Source organism: Pseudonocardia sp. (assembly GCF_025965585.1).
Classification (GTDB): Bacteria; Actinomycetota; Actinomycetes; order Mycobacteriales; family Pseudonocardiaceae; genus Pseudonocardia.
Genome location: NZ_JAOPWR010000439.1, coordinates 1 through 16,201, shown reverse-complemented (window position 1 = coordinate 16,201; position 16,201 = coordinate 1). Strand labels below are relative to the sequence as shown.

At 71.7% G+C, this 16,201-nt stretch carries 17 protein-coding genes; 12 read left to right on the top strand and 5 right to left on the bottom strand.

Features of this window, described 5'->3' with window-relative positions; translation table 11 throughout:
• Positions 1-23 precede the first annotated feature (23 nt).
• From JWR81_RS27005 to JWR81_RS26985, 5 genes are all read left to right on the top strand, one after another.
• Positions 24-797, top strand: coding sequence for an SDR family oxidoreductase (locus JWR81_RS27005; RefSeq protein WP_297658988.1), 774 nt, complete (start codon positions 24-26; stop codon positions 795-797).
• Complete coding sequence (gene pyrE, locus JWR81_RS27000; protein ID WP_297658986.1) at positions 794-1,363, top strand: orotate phosphoribosyltransferase; 570 nt, start codon at positions 794-796, stop codon at positions 1,361-1,363. The genes JWR81_RS27005 and pyrE overlap by 4 nt, the downstream gene beginning before the upstream one ends.
• A gap of 167 nt (positions 1,364-1,530) precedes the next feature.
• Entirely contained in the window at positions 1,531-2,166 is a 636-nt protein-coding gene (locus JWR81_RS26995; protein WP_297658984.1) for a hypothetical protein, read from the top strand.
• Positions 2,163-4,565 carry an AAA family ATPase gene (locus tag JWR81_RS26990; protein ID WP_297658982.1) on the top strand — a complete coding sequence of 801 codons (2,403 nt, stop codon included), beginning with the start codon at positions 2,163-2,165 and terminating at the stop codon, positions 4,563-4,565. Before JWR81_RS26995 ends, JWR81_RS26990 begins: the two co-directional genes overlap by 4 nt.
• Positions 4,566-4,767: 202 nt before the next feature.
• The gene (locus JWR81_RS26985; protein WP_297659022.1) at positions 4,768-5,394 is read left to right on the top strand and encodes a TrmH family RNA methyltransferase; all 627 of its coding nucleotides are present in this window, start codon (positions 4,768-4,770) and stop codon (positions 5,392-5,394) included.
• A gap of 24 nt (positions 5,395-5,418) precedes the next feature.
• Here the strand turns inward: JWR81_RS26985 and JWR81_RS26980 are convergent, their stop codons facing one another.
• Positions 5,419-5,886, bottom strand: a complete 468-nt coding sequence (locus JWR81_RS26980; RefSeq protein WP_297658980.1) for a DUF4262 domain-containing protein — start codon at positions 5,884-5,886, stop codon at positions 5,419-5,421.
• Positions 5,887-5,940: 54 nt separating this feature from the next.
• On the opposite strand from JWR81_RS26980, the gene JWR81_RS26975 reads away from it, so the two are divergent.
• From JWR81_RS26975 to JWR81_RS26965, 3 genes are all read left to right on the top strand, one after another.
• Positions 5,941-6,618 (top strand): HAD family hydrolase, encoded by a 678-nt coding sequence (locus JWR81_RS26975; RefSeq protein ID WP_297658978.1) that lies wholly within the window; start codon positions 5,941-5,943, stop codon positions 6,616-6,618.
• Between the two features lie 557 nt (positions 6,619-7,175).
• Positions 7,176-8,474: an FAD-dependent monooxygenase gene (locus JWR81_RS26970; protein WP_297658976.1), complete on the top strand. Its 1,299-nt coding sequence runs from the start codon at positions 7,176-7,178 to the stop codon at positions 8,472-8,474.
• 379 nt (positions 8,475-8,853) lie between these two features.
• On the top strand, positions 8,854-9,921 hold the full coding sequence (locus JWR81_RS26965; RefSeq protein ID WP_297658974.1) for a glycoside hydrolase family 76 protein: 1,068 nt from the start codon (positions 8,854-8,856) through the stop codon (positions 9,919-9,921).
• Positions 9,922-9,925: 4 nt separating this feature from the next.
• Here the strand turns inward: JWR81_RS26965 and JWR81_RS26960 are convergent, their stop codons facing one another.
• The 3 genes from JWR81_RS26960 to JWR81_RS26950 all read right to left on the bottom strand — a co-directional run bounded on the left by JWR81_RS26960 (position 9,926) and on the right by JWR81_RS26950 (position 11,513).
• On the bottom strand, positions 9,926-10,579 hold the full coding sequence (locus tag JWR81_RS26960; protein ID WP_297658972.1) for a VTT domain-containing protein: 654 nt from the start codon (positions 10,577-10,579) through the stop codon (positions 9,926-9,928).
• 55 nt (positions 10,580-10,634) lie between these two features.
• Positions 10,635-10,850, bottom strand: a complete 216-nt coding sequence (locus JWR81_RS26955) for a hypothetical protein (protein ID WP_297658970.1) — start codon at positions 10,848-10,850, stop codon at positions 10,635-10,637.
• Positions 10,851-10,922: 72 nt separating this feature from the next.
• Positions 10,923-11,513 carry a SigE family RNA polymerase sigma factor gene (locus tag JWR81_RS26950; RefSeq protein WP_297658967.1) on the bottom strand — a complete coding sequence of 197 codons (591 nt, stop codon included), beginning with the start codon at positions 11,511-11,513 and terminating at the stop codon, positions 10,923-10,925.
• A 124-nt stretch (positions 11,514-11,637) separates the two neighbouring features.
• On the opposite strand from JWR81_RS26950, the gene fbaA reads away from it, so the two are divergent.
• The gene (gene fbaA / locus JWR81_RS26945; protein ID WP_297658965.1) at positions 11,638-12,672 is read left to right on the top strand and encodes a class II fructose-bisphosphate aldolase; all 1,035 of its coding nucleotides are present in this window, start codon (positions 11,638-11,640) and stop codon (positions 12,670-12,672) included.
• 55 nt (positions 12,673-12,727) lie between these two features.
• Here fbaA and JWR81_RS26940 read toward each other — a convergent pair whose 3' ends face one another.
• A complete protein-coding gene (locus tag JWR81_RS26940) occupies positions 12,728-13,615 on the bottom strand; it encodes a fructose bisphosphate aldolase (RefSeq protein ID WP_297658963.1) in 888 nt (295 codons plus the stop codon).
• Positions 13,616-13,681: 66 nt separating this feature from the next.
• On the opposite strand from JWR81_RS26940, the gene JWR81_RS26935 reads away from it, so the two are divergent.
• Genes JWR81_RS26935 through JWR81_RS26925 form a run of 3 tightly spaced genes read left to right on the top strand, consistent with a single transcriptional unit; the run spans position 13,682 to position 16,189 of the window.
• Positions 13,682-14,095, top strand: coding sequence for a DUF3151 domain-containing protein (locus tag JWR81_RS26935; protein WP_297658960.1), 414 nt, complete (start codon positions 13,682-13,684; stop codon positions 14,093-14,095).
• 5 nt (positions 14,096-14,100) lie between these two features.
• Complete coding sequence (locus tag JWR81_RS26930; protein ID WP_297658958.1) at positions 14,101-15,192, top strand: aromatic acid exporter family protein; 1,092 nt, start codon at positions 14,101-14,103, stop codon at positions 15,190-15,192.
• A gap of 43 nt (positions 15,193-15,235) precedes the next feature.
• The gene (locus JWR81_RS26925) at positions 15,236-16,189 is read left to right on the top strand and encodes an SDR family NAD(P)-dependent oxidoreductase (protein WP_297658956.1); all 954 of its coding nucleotides are present in this window, start codon (positions 15,236-15,238) and stop codon (positions 16,187-16,189) included.
• The last annotated feature ends 12 nt before the right edge of the window (positions 16,190-16,201 follow it).

The following is a 16,201-nucleotide window of genomic DNA, read 5'->3' as shown; positions in this document are numbered from 1 at the left end:
GCATCGCTCACTAGGGTCATGTCGTGCCCACCGCCCTGATCACCGGAGCCACAGCGGGCATCGGCGCCGCCTTCGTCACCCGCCTCGCCGCCGACGGCCGCGACCTCGTGCTGGTCGCCCGCAACCGGGAACGCCTCGAGGCGTCGGCCGAGGTGGCCCGCGGGCGCGGGGTGTCGGTCGAGGTGCTGCCCGCCGACCTCGCGGTCCCCGACGAGCGCGCCCGGGTGGCCGCGCGGCTGTCGAACCCGGACGTGGCGCCCGTCGACATGCTCGTCAACAACGCCGGCCTCACGATGGGCGGGGGCTTCCTCGAACTCGGGCCCGACGCCCTGCAGCACCAGCTCGACGTCAACGTCACGACCGTGCTGCAGCTGACCAGGGCGGTGCTGCCCGGGATGGTCGACCGCAGGCGCGGCGCGGTGGTCAACGTCTCCAGCGTGGCGGGGTTCCTCGCCGGCCGGGGCTCCACCTACGGTGCCGACAAGGCGTGGGTCACCTCGTTCACCGAGGGCGTGGCGACCTCCCTGGAGGGGACGGGGGTACGGGCCATGGCGCTCTGCCCCGGCTTCGTCCGCACCGAGTTCCACGAGCGGGCCGGGCTCGACGTCGGCGCGCGCACCGGGCCACTGTGGCTGGACGCCGCACGGGTGGTCGAGGACTGCCTGTCCGATCTCGCGAAGGGGAAGGTGGTGTCGGTGCCGAGCCGGCAGTACAAGGCGATCGTGGCGGCCGTGGACCTGTTGCCGCGCCCGCTGGTCCGACGGCTGATGGCCCTCGGCGACCGGAACCGCACATGAGCGCCCACGGGGACCGCGAGGAGCTCGCGGCGCTCGTCCGGGAGCTCGGGGTGGTGCACGGCAAGGTGACGCTGTCGTCGGGCGCGGAGGCCGACTACTACGTCGACCTGCGCCGCGTGACGCTCGAGCACCGGGCCGCACCGCTGGTCGGGCGGTTGCTGCGGGTGCTCACCGCCGACTGGACGTACGACGCCGTGGGTGGGCTCACGCTGGGCGCCGACCCGGTGGCGAGTGCGGTGCTGCACGCCGCCGCGGCCGAGAGCCTGGCCGATCCCGGCGTGCCGCCCGTCGACGCGTTCGTGGTACGCAAGGCCACCAAGCAGCACGGCATGCAGCGCCTCATCGAGGGCCCCGACATCAGTGGCCGCCGCGTGCTCGTCGTGGAGGACACCTCCACCACCGGCGCGTCCCCGCTCACCGCCGTGCGAGCGGCCCGGGAGGCGGGCGCCACGGTCGTCGGCGTGGCCACCGTGGTGGACCGCGACACGGGTGCGAGGGAGATCATCGAGGCCGAGGGGGTGCCTTATCGTGCGCTGCTCGGACTGGCGGATGTCGGCCTGGGCTGAACGAGAAGCGCGGCGCCCCTCGGCAGGCCGAAACTTGCTCGCAACCGATTCGGCCCATTCGCAGGACCAGTCCGTACCGCATACTCGGTTGTCACGGATAGGTCACGGCGGGAGGGCGGATGACGGTCCGGGCTGGTGGGGGTGCACGTCGTAGCGCGGGTGCATGGGTGATTCTGGTGGTCGCGGCCGTGCTGCTCACCGGTTGTGCCTCGCCGCAGTTCACCTATGTCACGAACGCGAGCGACCACACCTACCTCAAGGTGCCCACCTCCTGGCAGGCGATCGACCAGAAGTCGCTCGAGGGGGCCTTCGGCCTCGATCCCGCGTTCTCGGCCTCCGCCCAGGGGCTCTGGCTGGCCGGCTACGACGCCGCAGTCCCGCCGTCGCTGCAGCACCTGCTGGGCACGGACGCCTCGGTGCCCGCCTTGCTCGTCGGGGTGAAGGACAACCCCGAGTCCGTCCGCGGGCAGTTCTCGCTCGACAAGCTGCGTGACCTGTTCTTCCCGGTCTCGCCGACGGCGCGGCAGTCGGCCGTCGCCGACCCGTCGTCGGGGCTGAACGACTTCCAGCTGTTCACCGACGACGTGCTGACCCCCGGTAGCGGCGTGCGTGGGGTCCACGACGTCTTCCGCTACAGCATCGCAGGCGGGCCGCCGCAGATGTTCGACCAGACCGTCTACGTCAACGACGACGCCAGCAAGGTCTACATGTTCTTCGTCCGCTGCTCCACGGAGTGCTACATGCAGCAACAGAAGGAGATCAGCACCGTGGTCTCGTCCTTCACCGTCCGGGAGAAGCCATGACCGCTCCGGTCGACACCACCCCGCCGCACGAGGGCCTCACGCCTCCCGACGAGCCGCCGCACCCGAAGAACCAGGCCACCCGCAAGCCCATGTCGCTGTGGGCGCGCACCCGCCTGATCCTCCTGTTCGTCCTCGCGTGGTTCGTCGTCGTCTGGGGGTCGATGGCCGACAACCCGATCCTGCCGTTCTCCGACGCCGCGGTGATCCAGCTGCGGGACTCCCAGTGGCTGCTGTGGCTCGCCGGGCTCGAGCTGCTGCGCCAGATCCACTTCCTGGTCAGCGAGCGCTCGCCGCGTTACCACCGGTTCTGGACGCAGAAGGTCTTCGGCGGCACCGACCGCGCGCTGCGTCGGAAGTTCTCCGACTGGACGCGCTTCCGGCTCGCCCGCGTGATCAAGGTCGTGCTGTTCCTGGTGCTCGTCGCGGTCGTGGCCGGGCAGGTCCTCGACACCTCGCCGGTGCTGGCGATCTTCCAGGCGCCTGCGCTGCTCTACCAGGCGCTGCCGCTGATCGCGCAGCTCGCGTTCGCGTTCTTCTTCATCGCGTTCCAGTTCATCGGGCTGTTCTGGCTGCTCTCCCGCGGTGGGATGGAGACCTACTACCCCGACGACATCACGACGCGCTTCAAGGACGTCTGGGGCCAGGACCACGTGGTGGAGCGGGTCAAGGAGAACATCGTCTTCCTGGAGAACCCCGAGGAGATCGAGGCCAAGGGCGGTTACGTGCCGTCCGGTCTGCTGCTGTGGGGGCCACCCGGCACCGGCAAGACCCTGATGGCGGAGGCCGTGGCCGGTGAGACGGGCAAGCCCTACGTCTTCGTCGACCCCGGCGCGTTCACGAACATGTTCATGGGCATCGGGATCCTCAAGGTCAAGTCACTGTTCCGGAAGCTGCGCAGGCTCGCGCTGCGCTACGGCGGCGTGATCGTGTTCTTCGACGAGGCCGACGCTCTGGGCAACCGCGGCGCTCTCGCCCAGACCGGGCCCGGCGGCGCGCGCGGGACGGGCGCCGCGGCGCCGTTCCAGAGCGCGGGCTGCCACGGCTTCTCCTACCTGTCGGACGACACCCGCTCGCTGCTGACGCGCTCCGCGATGCAGACCACGCAGGAGCCGATCGCTGCCGGGCGCAGCCGCTTCGTCATGGGTGGCGGCGGCATGGGTGGCGGCGACATGGGCACCCTGCAGGCCCTGCTCGCCGAGCTCTCGGGCCTGAAGAAGCCGCGCGGCATCGTCAACCGCCTCGGCCGGCGCGCACTCGGCATGCGGCCGAAGCCGCCGCCCAAGTACCGCATCCTCGTCATGATGGCCACGAACATGCCCGAGGCCCTCGACGAGGCGCTGCTGCGCCCCGGCCGCATCGACCGCATCTACCGCGTCGGGTACCCGAGCAAGGCCGGCCGCATCCGCACCTACGAGGGCTACTTCGACAAGGTGACCCACGAGCTCGAGGCCGAGCAGCTCGACAAGCTCGCCACCATCACCCCGTATGCCACCGGTGCCACGATCAAGGACCTCGTCAACGAGTCGCTGATCATCGCCATCCGGGACGGCCGGGAGGTCATCACGTGGAAGGACGTGATGCGGGCCAAGCAGCTCAAGGACCTCGGGCCGCCCGAGGACGTCGAGTACATCGAGCGCGAGCGGCACGCCGTCGCCGTGCACGAGGCCTGCCACGCCGTGGTGGCATACCGCACGCGCCGGCACATGGAGATCGACCTGGCCACCATCGAGAAGGGCAGCGACTACCTCGGCATGGTCGCGAGCATCCCGCCGGAGGACCAGTTCACACGCTGGCGTTCGGAGTACGTGGCCGACATCCTCGTCTCTCTCGCGTCGCTGGCCGGCGAGCGGATGTTCTTCGACGGCGACTCCTCGTCGGGTGTCTCGGGCGACCTGGAGTCGGCCACCGCCGTGGCGTCGTTCATGGAGGGCTACTGGGGCATGGGCTCGACGGTGTCGTCCTACTCCACGGCCCGGCGGCTCGAGGTGGGCAGCCCCGGTGGCGGCCGCGGTGGGCCGCCCAAGGGTGAGAGCACCGAGAAGGTGCTGCGCGCGGCGCTGGCCGACCGCATCGAGGACCAGCTGTCGGAGCTGCTGGAGAAGGCCGAGGCGATCCTGCGCGACAACCGCGCCGGCGTGCTCGCCATCGCCCACGCGCTGGAGACCCACAAGACCCTCACCGGCGACGACATCGAGGCCGTGCTCGAGGGGCGCAAAGGCATCACCGTGGACGGCACGGCGTACTTCCAGCCGGGCTTCGTGGCCCGGCTGGAGGAGTACCACGCGGCCGCGGCCGGGGCCCATCGCGGCCACTCGCCGGTGTCGTTGTCGCTGCCGGCGGGCGGCCACCTGCCGAACGAGGCCGACGCGGCCGCATCGGTGGCGCACGAGCCGCGGTAGCCGATGATCGCCGCGAGGCGGCACGGGAGCGTCCTCACCGGGACGCGGAGGTGCGTGTCGCGGCGATCATGACGGCCGGAGGGCGGCCGGGCGGGGGCAGGGCATCATCGCCCTGGTGAACGAGGACGCGCACGGCACCGCTGGAGGCACGGACTGCGACCCGGGCCGCACCGACGACGGCGGCGGACCCAGTGAGTGGGCCGTGCCCGGGCAGGTGGGGGTCGGCCCCTGGCCGGGAGGGCACGCGGCCTGGCCCGCCGACGACCGCTACGACCCCGAGCTGCTCGAGCACGGCGACACCCGCAACGTGGTGGACGCCTACCGCTACTGGCGACGCGACGCCGTGGCCGCCCACCTGGCCGCCCGCGCCCACCCGTTCCACGTGGCGATCGAGAACTTCGGTCACGACCACAACATCGGCACCGTGGTGCGCACCGCCAACGCGTTCGGGGCGGCCGGCGTGCACATCGTGGGGCGGCGCCGCTGGAATCGGCGCGGCGCGATGGTGACCGACCGCTACCTGGCCGTGCATCACCACGAGGACGTGGCGGGGCTCGCGGCGTTCGCTGCCGCGCGCGGGCTGGCGCTGGTGGTGGTGGACAACACCCCGGACGCGCGCCCGCTGGAGACCGCCGTGCTGCCGCGGGAGTGCCTGCTGCTGTTCGGGCAGGAGGGCCCCGGCGTGACCGGTGAGGCCCGCGCCGAGGCGGCCATGACCGTGTCGATCGCGCAGTTCGGCTCCACCCGCTCGATCAACGCGGGGGTGGCGGCGGGCATCGCGATGCATGCGTGGATCCGCCAGCACGCGGACCTCGCGACCGCCTGGTGACGCCCGTGCCCCGGCCCGGGGCGCTCAGCTGCAGAAGATGCACGGCCTGTCCTCCCCCGGGGTGACCATCAGGTCCTCGTCGGGCACCACGAGCAGCGCGGGCACCGGCGGCCGATCGGGCATGCGGTAGAGGTCGTTGGCCGCGAACAGCCAGTGCTCCGACTCGGGGAACGCCAGCAGGTGCACGGTGCCGCTGGGGATGCGGACCTTCTCGCCGGCGTGCAGCCGCCGCCCGGAGCGCACCAGCTCGCCGAGGTCGTTGAGCACCGTGGCGGCCGTGGCCTGCGACGTGGCGAACAGGATGAGCTCGGCGTGGGCGAACCCGGAGAGCCCGACGGTGTAGACGAACGGCGGTGAGTCGCCATCGTCGATGTCGCAAGTGCCCAGCACGGCCTGCAGCGCCCAGCCATGGGTGCGGATGGTCTCGCGCTGCCAGGCGTCGTACCGGTCGACCTGGTGGGTGAAGCGCTCCGTGCCGTCGTGGCTGTCCATGCTGCCGACGATAAAGGGGGGCACCGACAGTTCCGGGCTCCTAGAGTTCGGCCCGTGCAGCGACAGAGCCTGGTCTTCGATGCCGACGACACGCTCTGGGAGAACAACGTCCTCTTCGAACGCGTGGTGGAGAGCTATCTCGACTGGCTGGCCCACCCCACGCTGGACCGCGCGGCCATCCGTGCGGTGCTCGACGACGTCGAGCGCGCCAACGTCGCCGTGCACGGCCACGGCAGCGCGAGCTTCCTGCGCAGCCTGCACGACGCGTTCGAGAAGATCGGCGAGCGCCCGGTCACCGCCGCCGAGCGCGCCGAGATCACCGGCCTCGCCTCCGCGCTGGTGAACCACGACGTCGAGCTCGTGCCGGGCGTCGCGGAGACCCTCGCCGAGCTCGGCACCCGCCACGACCTGCTGCTGCTGACGAAGGGGCAGGTCGCCGAGCAGCAGCGCAAGATCGACGCCTCGGACCTCGCCCACCACTTCCGCAGCGTCCACATCGTCGCGGAGAAACGGGTGTCCACCTACCGTGCGCTCGTGGCCGAGCAGGGCCTGACGCCCGCGTCCACGTGGATGATCGGCAACTCGCCCGCGTCCGACATCGTGCCGGCGCGCGAGGCCGGGCTGGGTGCGGTGTTCATCCCGCACGCACACACCTGGGTGCTGGAGCACGACGAGGTGCCCGACGACGTCCTCACGCTGGAGCGCTTCCCGGAGCTCCTGCACCACTTCTGACGGCTTCGGCGAGCAGCGCGCGCCGACTGTACGACGTCCATGGCCCTGCACGAAGAGACGATCATGGACCCGTGGTTCGGGGGGTCTGTGAGCTTCCGGAAAAGGCCGATGGGTGAATATCATCGGGCGGCGTCGAGTCACGACCGGGCGCCGGATTATTTCTGTCGATGTAGTGGAATTCTCCGTATCCGCTGTGAGTGCCCCTCTCGGCGGTGCTCTCGGCTGATGATGGTGAGACGCGTTGCCTGGCTGGTCGGCGTTGTGTTCGGCGACGGGGACGGGATAGCGTTGTCGGCCGGGGGTCGATTATGCACAAGGTCAATTATGCGCAGCGCTCTTCCGGGACGATCAGAGCGCCTCGGTCGGAAAACGACACCGCGTCATCTTCTCGACCGGGCGAAGCGGGATCCGATGTGGTACCCGGAGGCTCCGCTGCGCGACGCCACGCCGAGCACCCCGGCCGTGCGTCGACCGGCACCACCCCCGCCACTCCCGCGACGCGCGGGACCGGGCCGGGTGCAACGGCTCTCGTCGCTTTGCGGTGGAAGGAGTAACCCATGAGGATCGTCTGCGTCGGTGGTGGACCCGCCGGGCTCTACTTCGCCATCTCTGCGAAGTTGCGCGACTCCGCTCACGACATCACCGTCATCGAGCGGGACCCACCGGGCGCGACCTACGGCTGGGGTGTCGTGTACTGGGACAACCTGCTGGACTCCCTCTACAGCAACGACCGGGAGAGTGCGCGTCAGCTGCGTGCCGCGTCCGCCCTCTGGCAGGAACAGCAGTTCCGCCTGTGTAGCGAGCAGACGGCGTATCTGCCCGGTTACGGATACAGCCTGGGCCGGGCGTCGATGCTCGACATCCTCGCCCGTCGTGCGATCGGGCTCGGCGTCGACGTCCAGTACCGCCGCGACGTCGACGACCTCTCCGTGTTCGCCGACGCCGACCTCGTCGTCGCGTGCGACGGGGCGAACAGCCGGGTGCGCCAGTTGCACGGCGACCATTTCGGCACCACCGTCGACACCGGCAACAACCCCTACATATGGCTCGGCACCGACAAGGTGTTCGACAGTTTCGTGTTCGCCTTCGAGGAGACGCCCGCCGGTTGGGTCTGGTTCCACGCATATCCCTCGAGTGCCGGGATCAGCACCTGCATCGTCGAGTGCACGGCTCAGACGTGGCGGGGGCTGGGATTGGACTCGCTCGACGTCGAGGACGGCGTGCGGATGCTGGAGAAGATCTTCTCCACCGCCTTGGACGGGCATTCGCTGATCAATCAGTCGCGCGGCGTGCCGGGCCGGTGGCTGCGTTTCACGCAGGTGAACAACGAGGTCTGGTATCACGACCGGGTGGTGCTCGTGGGCGACGCCGCGCACACCACCCATTTCACGATCGGATCCGGAACCCGGCTGGCGATACTCGACGCGATCGCCCTCGCCCAGAGCCTTTACGAGCACCCCGATGTCCCCGTCGCGCTGCAGCGCTACGACCTGGAGCGCCGTGAAGGGATCCGCGAGGCGCAGGCGGCGGCGCGCTCGAGCATGGCCTGGTTCGAACAGATCGACCGCTACACCGACCGGGACGCCGTGGAGTTCTGCTTCGCGATGGCCGGGCGCGGGGGGGCCCTACGGCCGTGGCGGTATCAGAGGCACCTCGCCAATCAGGTCCCGGTGCTGCGCAGGGCCCGGCGGATCGCCCATACGGGACGACGCTGGTACCGCGCCCGCCGGCGGGGAGAGCCGTCGAGCAGGGCCGTGTACGGGATGCCGCAGCGCCCGGTCCTCGCACCGGTACCGGGCAACGGCCGAACGGCGACGGACCGGCCCGTCGCGGAACGGGCCCGGCCGCGGGACTGACCCGCGGGGCCTCCCCTCGACCTGGGAGCCAGAAGTGGGAGTACCGGCCGTACCAGTCCCGGCTGGACGGGGTGAAGTAGTGGTCCGGGGACACCTGCTCGCCGGGAACAGTGTGAGCTCCTGGGGCGCTCCCCCGGGCCCGGACGGGTCCGTGCCGGGGCGTGGTGACCCGGTGGCCCGGTGTGCCGCCCCCGCGTCCCGTGACGAGCGCCGACGCTGCCGTGAACACCTCGTGCGGCCCGATCGCGTCGAGCGGCTTGATGCCGTCGAACACCGGCATGAGGACGTGGCAGGTCACGCCGTCCACGACGACGTGACCCGGATATGGCGTCGGTGACGGGTGTCCCACGAACCCAGCGAGTCTTGGCACACTGATCCCGTGGCTGCCGCGGACGTCGACTGGTCGGAGCGGGCGGGTATCGCCGAGCGGGCCGTCCTCCGCCGGCACCTGCGCCGCATCGGCGGTGTCGTCCCCGGCACGCGGATCGGGCGCGTGCGCTGGCCACGACGGGTGCCGGTGGCGCCGTGGCCGTGGCACTACTGGTGGCAGGCCCACATGCTGGACTGCCTGGTCGACGCCCAGCGGCGCGACCCGTCGGACCGTCGCGCGAAGATCATCGGGGCGGGGGTGCGCAGCGTCCGGCTGCGCAACCTGGGCGCTTGGACCAACCGCTACTTCGACGACGTCGCCTGGCTGGGCATCGCGCTGCAGCGGGCCGGAGGACTGGCCCGGAGCAGCCACGGGCCCGCGCTGGCCGCGATCACCGAGCAACTCCACGACGGCTGGACCGAGGACGGCGGCGGCGGCATCTGGTGGCGCCGCGGGGACGTCGTGAAGAACGCCCCGGCCAACGGGCCCGCCGCGATCCTGCTGGCCCGCGAGGGGCAGGTCGAGTTCGCGGCCGCGATCACCGACTGGGTCACCCAGACGCTGGTGGATCCCGACACCGGCCTCGTCCGTGACGGCGTGCGCGTGAGCCCGAACGGCGTTCCGCCCGAGCTGGACACGCGGATCTTCACCTACTGCCAGGGGGTCCACCTGGGCGCGTGCGTGGAGCTGGCCACCCGCGACGGTCACCTGCGCTGGGCCGACCAGGCGGTGGCACTGGTCGACGCGGTGACGCACCGCATGGCCCGCCCCGACGGCGTGCTGCCCGGCTGCGGAGGCGGGGACGGAGGCCTGTTCGCGGGCATCCTGGCCCGCTATCTCGCCGAGGCCGCCCTGCGCAGGCCCGAGCTGACCGATGCGGCGTCCCGGCTGGTCGTGGCGAGCGCCCGGGCGGCATGGGAGGGCCGCGCCGAGGTGCGGGGTGGGCCGGTGTTCTCGGCCGACTGGAGCAGGCCCGCCGTCGAGCCGCGCCGGGGCGCCCCCGAGGCGGACCTGTCGGTGCAGCTGTCGGGCTGGATGCTGCTGGAGGCCGCCGCGACGCTGCAGCGAGCGCAGTAGCAGGTCAGGCGGTGTGGGCGCCGGGCTTCCGCCGCGCGCGGAGCACCTCGACGATGATCGGGATGAGCGAGACGAACACCACGAGGACCAGGATCAGCTCGATGTTGTTCTTCACGAAGTCGAACTGGCCGAGCACCGCGCCGAGCAGCGTGACGCCGGCCGCCCAGGCCACGCCACCGATCAGCGAGTAGGTCAGGTAGCGCTTGGCTTCCATCTGGCCCACGCCCGCCATGACCGTGATGAAGGTGCGCACCACCGGCACGAAGCGGCCGAGCACGATGGCCCGGTTGCCGTACCTGTCGAAGAACTCCTGCGTCCTGGCCACGTGCTTGGGCTTGAACAGCCGGGACTTCGGCTTGTCGAAGATGGCCGGCCCGGCGGCCCTGCCGATGTAGTAGCCGCAGACGTTGCCCGCGAAGGCGGCGACGATGAGGACGAGGCACACCAGCCACAGCGGCGCGCCGATGCCCTTCTCCGACACGGCGAACAGGCCCGCCGTGAACAGCAGCGAGTCACCGGGGAGGAAGAACCCGAGCAGCAGCCCGCACTCGGCGAAGATGATGAGCGCGAGCCCGACGAGGGCCCACGGGCCCAGCCAGGAGATGATCGAATCGGGCTGGAGCCACTCCGGGCCGAGCGCGAGGCTGGTCGTCGTCACGGTCAGGAACGGTACCGGGCCCGGCTGTGAGCCGATGAGACCGTCGGACGGGCCCTCAGCCCAGCGCGGGCAGCAGCCCCGGCACCAGCAGCGAGAGCAGCGCCAGCAGCATGCCGAGCACGGCGCCGGCCAGCAGCGCGGTGAGCAGCGCGGCGCGGACGGACATGCCGTCCGACCCCGCCGACATGGGCACGGCGCCCGGCCTGCCGGCGCCGGTGGCCCGGGCCCGCAGCGCCTCGGCGACGCGCCGCTCGGACTCGTCGGTGCTCATGTCGCCTCCGCGGGAGCGAGTGCGTCGTCGGTGCTCATGTCGCCTCCGCGGGAGCGACTGCGTCGGCGGTGCTCATCGGCCCGCACCCGGGTTCATCGCGCGGCCCACGGCATCGAGCGCGCGGCTGGCCGTGGACTTGACGGTGCCCCGGGTGATGCCGGTGGCCTCCGCGATCTCGGCCTCCGTCAGCCCGCCGTAGTAGCGCAGCACCAGGACCTCGCGCTGCCGCGGCGGCAGGGTGGCCAGCGCGTCGACCACGGCCTGGTGCTCGGCCGTCAGCATCGCCAGCGACTCGGCCGACCGGGCGTTGACCTGGTGCGGGGGCACGTAGTCGCGGGCCGTGCGGCGGCGGCGCAGCACCGAACGAGACCCGTTGACGACGGCGGTGCGCAGGTAGCCGATGGCGGCCTCCTCGTCGCGCAGCCCGGACCAGTTCCGGTGCAGGCCCGCGAAGGCCTCCTGGACGACGTCCTCGGCGGTGCTCGGGTCGTCCACGAGCAGGACCGCGAGGCGCACCATCCGCATCCGGTGGTCGCGGTAGAGGTCGGCCAGGGTGCGCGGAGCGACCTGATCGGCGGCGGGGACGGGCGCGGGTCGCGCGTCGAGCACCCTCAACCTGGTCAGGGTCTGCTCGACGGCGTTGTCCCCCTGCTCGCCGTCCATGCACCGGATCGTATCGGTGGGTGGTGTCCGCCACGGACGGAGTAGGCCGTGTCCACGGGGCGACAGCTCACCCCCGGCGTGCGGAATACTGTCGGGCGCAGTCCGCGGACAGGAGGGACACACCGTGCCGATCGCCACCCCCGAGATCTACAACGAGATGCTGGACAGGGCCAAGAGCGGTGAGTTCGCCTACCCGGCGATCAACGTGACGGGCAGCGAGTCGCTCAACGCGGCGTTGCGCGGCTTCGCCGAGGCAGGCAGCGACGGGATCGTCCAGGTGTCCACCGGCGGGGCCGAGTTCCTGTCGGGCACCCGGGTCAAGGACATGGTCACGGGGGCGACGGCGCTGGCCGAGTTCGCGCATGTCGTCGCGGCGAAGTACCCGATCAACGTCGCGCTGCACACCGATCACTGCCCCAAGGACAAGCTCGACTCCTACGTGCGACCGCTCATCGCGATCAGCCAGGAGCGCGTGGACCGTGGCGAGAACCCGCTGTTCCAGTCGCACATGTGGGACGGCTCGGCCATCGAGCTGCACGAGAACCTGCGGATCGCCGCGGAGCTGCTCGAGCAGTGCTCCAAGGCGAAGATCATCCTCGAGGTCGAGATCGGCGTCGTCGGCGGCGAGGAGGACGGCGTCGCCAACGACATCAACGAGAAGCTCTACACCGCCCCGGGCGACTGGGAGGCCACGGTGGAGGTGCTCGGCGCCGGCGAGAAGGGCCGTTACCTGCTCGCGGCGACGTTCGGCAACGTGCACGGCGTGTACAAGCCGGGCAACGTCAAGCTCCGTCCGGAGATCCTCAAGGAGGGCCAGGAGATCGCAGCCCGCAAGCTCGGCCTGCCGCCCGGCTCGAAGCCGCTCGACCTGGTGTTCCACGGCGGGTCGGGCTCGCTGATCGAGGAGATCCACGAGGCGCTGAGCTACGGCGTGGTGAAGATGAACGTCGACACCGACACGCAGTACGCCTTCACCCGGCCGATCGCCGACCACATGTTCAAGAACTACGACGGCGTCCTGAAGGTCGACGGCGAGGTGGGCAACAAGAAGGTCTACGACCCTCGCTCCTACAACAAGGCCGCCGAGCTGGGCATGGCCGAACGCGTGACCCTGGCCTGCGAGAACCTGCGCTCGACGGGCACCTCGCTGAGCGCCTGACGGCGCCCGTGCGCGGAGGACGTCGCCCTGGCCACGTCCTCCGCGCACGGTCCGGTCAGGTGATCGACGCCCGGTAGATCGCGTCGATGGCCTCGCCGAGCCGCGCGTCGAACTCCTCGTCGGTCTGGTCGGCGTGCAGTCCCTCGGTGAGGGCCCGGGAGAAGCTGGCGATCACGCCGGGGTTGCGCGTCAGGATCGCGTCGGCCTCGACGCGGCTGTACCCGCCCGAGAGCGCCAGCACGCGCAGCACCCTGGGGTGCTCCACGAACTCGCCGTAGAAGCCGTCCTCGCTGGGCAGGCTCAGCTTGAGCATCACCTGGCGGTCGTCGGGCAGCTCGTCGAGGTGGCCGGCGATGGCGGCGCGCAGCAGGTGCTCGGCGTCGGCCTTCTGCTCGCTGTGGATGTCCACCTCCGGCTCCAGGATCGGCACCAGCCCGGCGTCGAGGATGCGCCGGCCCAGCGCGAACTGCTGGTCGACGATCGCCTCGATCCCGGCCTTGTCTGCGGACTTGACGAACGAGCGCATCTTGGTGCCGAACATGCCCTTGCGGACACCGCGGGCCAGCAGGTCGTCCAGATCGGGGATCGGCTTCATGAGCTGGACGCCGTCGGCCTGCTTCTCCAGGCCCTTGTCGACCTTGAGGAACGGCACGACCCCCTTGACGTTCCACAGGTGGTCGCCGGTGTCGCTCCCGTCGACCTGCCGGTCCATCGTGTCCTCGAACAGGATCGCCCCGATCACCTTGTCGCCGGTGAACGCGGGACTCGTCATGATCCTGGTGCGCATAGCGTGGACCTGGTCGAACATCTCGGCGTCGCTGCCGTAGGCGTCCTCGCCGACGCCGTAGAGCGCCAGTGCCTTCGGCGTGCTGCCGCCGCTCTGGTCGAGTGCGGCGAAGAAACCCTTCCCGGAGCGGACGCGCTGCTGCTGCTCGGTGTTCACGCCGCCAGTGTGCCCCTCTCCACGGCGCCCGAACCACCCTTGGCGACCCACGGCAAGATGGGCGGCATGACCCTGCACGGCAACCTCCTCGGCCCCGAGCCCACCCTGCTGCCCGTCGACCCGGCCGCCGCACTGCTCGACGGGGGCGTCGACGCCGCCGAGGTGGCGGCCGCGCACCCGACGTCGAGCATCGCGTGGGCGGTGCTCGCGGAGCGCGCGCTCGCCGACGGCCACGCCGTCACCGGCTACGCCTACGCCCGCACCGGCTACCACCGCAGCCTCGACCAGCTGCGACGCAACGGCTGGAAGGGCTTCGGCCCGGTGCCGTGGTCGCACGTGCCCAACCAGGGCTTCCTCCGTGCGCTGGGCGCCCTGCACAAGGCCGCCGTCGCCATCGGCGAGACCGACGAGGCCGAGCGCACCGCCACGTTCCTCGCCGACTCCGATCCCGCGGCGCCCGCCGCGCTCGGCCTGGGCTGAGCCGCTTGTCCCGCGCGACCCGGAGGCTGGCCGCCCAGATGCGGCTGCGGGGCCGGCGCGTCGCGCTCTCCGCCCTGCCGATCGCGCAGTGCGCGGTGGCGGCCGGTATCGCCTGGTTCGTCGCGAAGGACCTCGTCGGACACCCCCAGCCGTTCTTCGCGCCGGTCGCGGCGGTGATCAGCCTCGGCGTCTCGCTGACGAGCCGGCTGCGCCGCGCGGCGGAGCTGGCGGTCGGGGTCAGCGTCGGGATCCTGGTGGGTGACCTGCTGATCGCGCAGATCGGGAGCGGGGCCTGGCAGATCGCGCTCGTCGTCGCGCTGGCGCTGGTGGTCGCGGTGTTCGCCGACGGCGCGGCGCTGCTCGTCGCGCAGGCCGGGTCCTCGGCCGTGCTGGTGGCCACCCTGCTCCCGCCGGGCGGGTCGGGCGGGTTCGGCCGCTGGATCGACGCCCTGATCGGCGGCGGTGTCGGCCTGCTGGTGGCTGCCGTGCTGCCGTCGGACCCGGTGGGGCCGGTGCGCCGGGAGGCCCGCACGTTGCTCGACGAGCTGGCCGCGGTGCTCGCCCGCACGGCCGACGCCCTGCGCGAGCGCGACGCGGGGATCGCCGGGGAGGCGCTGCAACGGGCCCGGGCCAGCCAGCCGCTGATCGACAGGCTGCGCGCGGCCCTGCGCGGGGGGCAGGAGCTCGCCACCGTCTCCCCGCTGGTCCGGCGCCGGCGCCGGTTGCTGAGCCGGTTCGCCGAGCTGGCGGAGCGCTCGGACTACGCTATGCGCAACGCCCGCGTCCTCGCCCGCCGCGTCTACACCGCGCTGACCGACGGCGAGCCCGTCACGCCCGAGCTCGCCGACGCGTTGAACGGGCTGTCCGTGGCCGTACGCACGCTCACCGCGCAGCTGGATCGCGAGGGCGACCTCGAGCGCGCCCGCGAGCCGGTGCTCGACGTCGTCCGGCACGCGATGGCGACGGCCGACGGCCGCACCCATTCCGCGCCGGAGACGGTCATGGTGGCGCAGCTCCGCTCGATCGCACTCGACCTGCTTCAGGCCACGGGGCTGCCCCGGGCGGAGGCGCTGGCGGCGATGCGGTCGACGGACTGACGGCTTGACTTCGAGCGCGCTCGAAGGCCTAGCGTCGATTCTCGTGACCACTTCACAGCACACGATCGGCAGCGGCTTCGGCGCCACCACCCCGGCGCGGGAGGTGCTCGCCGGGATCGACCTCACCGGCAAGCTCGCCGTCGTCACCGGCGGCTACTCGGGCCTCGGGCTGGAGACGACGAAGGCGCTGGCCGGGGCCGGCGCGCACGTCGTCGTCCCCGCGCGGCGGCCGGCCGCGGCGAAGGAGGCGCTGGACGGGATCGACGGCGTCGAGACCGACGAGCTCGACCTCGGCGATCTCGCGAGCGTCGAGGCGTTCGCCGACCGCTTCCTGGCCTCCGGCCGCGACATCCACATCACCATCGACAGCGCCGCGATCATGGCCTGCCCGGAGACCCGCGTCGGGCCCGGGTGGGAGGCGCAGTTCGCCACCAACCACCTCGGCCACTTCGTGCTGGTCAACAGGCTCTGGCCCGCGATCACGCGCGGGCGCGGCCGGGTCGTGTCCGTGTCGTCGCGCGGGCACCACCGCTCCGGCATCCGCTGGGACGACGTGCAGTTCGAGACCGGCTACGACAAGTGGGAGGCCTACGGCCAGGCGAAGACGGCCAACGCGCTGTTCGCCCTGCACCTCGACACGCTCGCCCGCGACGCCGGCGTGCGCGCCTTCTCGCTGCACCCCGGCGGCATCCTCACGCCCCTGCTGCGACACCTGCCGAAGGAGGAGCAGGTGGCGATGGGCTGGATCGACGAGGCGGGTCGCCCGCTGAACCCGTCGGCCTTCAAGACGCCCGAGGCCGGCGCGGCCACGCAGGTCTGGGCGGCCACCTCCGCGCAGCTGGACGGCATGGGCGGGCTGTACCTGGAGGACTGCGACGTGGCGGAGCCCGCGGCCGAGGCGGGGGCGAGCGGGGTGCGCGACTACGCCGTCGACCCGGAGCAGGCCGCCCGGCTGTGGACGCTCTCGGCGCAGCTCACCGGGGTGAACGCGTTCTGACGCCCGCGTGCG

What these genes read in the sequence shown, in the direction of transcription:
- pyrE (WP_297658986.1), top strand. Translation starts at nt 794, where the DNA reads ATGAGCGCCCACGGGGACCGCGAGGAGCTCGCGGCGCTCGTCCGGGAG.
- JWR81_RS26990 (WP_297658982.1), top strand. Translation starts at nt 2,163, where the DNA reads ATGACCGCTCCGGTCGACACCACCCCGCCGCACGAGGGCCTCACGCCT.
- JWR81_RS26980 (WP_297658980.1), bottom strand. Translation starts at nt 5,886, where the DNA reads ATGGACAGCCACGACGGCACGGAGCGCTTCACCCACCAGGTCGACCGG.
- JWR81_RS26970 (WP_297658976.1), top strand. Translation starts at nt 7,176, where the DNA reads ATGAGGATCGTCTGCGTCGGTGGTGGACCCGCCGGGCTCTACTTCGCC.
- JWR81_RS26955 (WP_297658970.1), bottom strand. Translation starts at nt 10,850, where the DNA reads ATGAGCACCGACGAGTCCGAGCGGCGCGTCGCCGAGGCGCTGCGGGCC.
- JWR81_RS26950 (WP_297658967.1), bottom strand. Translation starts at nt 11,513, where the DNA reads ATGGACGGCGAGCAGGGGGACAACGCCGTCGAGCAGACCCTGACCAGG.
- JWR81_RS26935 (WP_297658960.1), top strand. Translation starts at nt 13,682, where the DNA reads ATGACCCTGCACGGCAACCTCCTCGGCCCCGAGCCCACCCTGCTGCCC.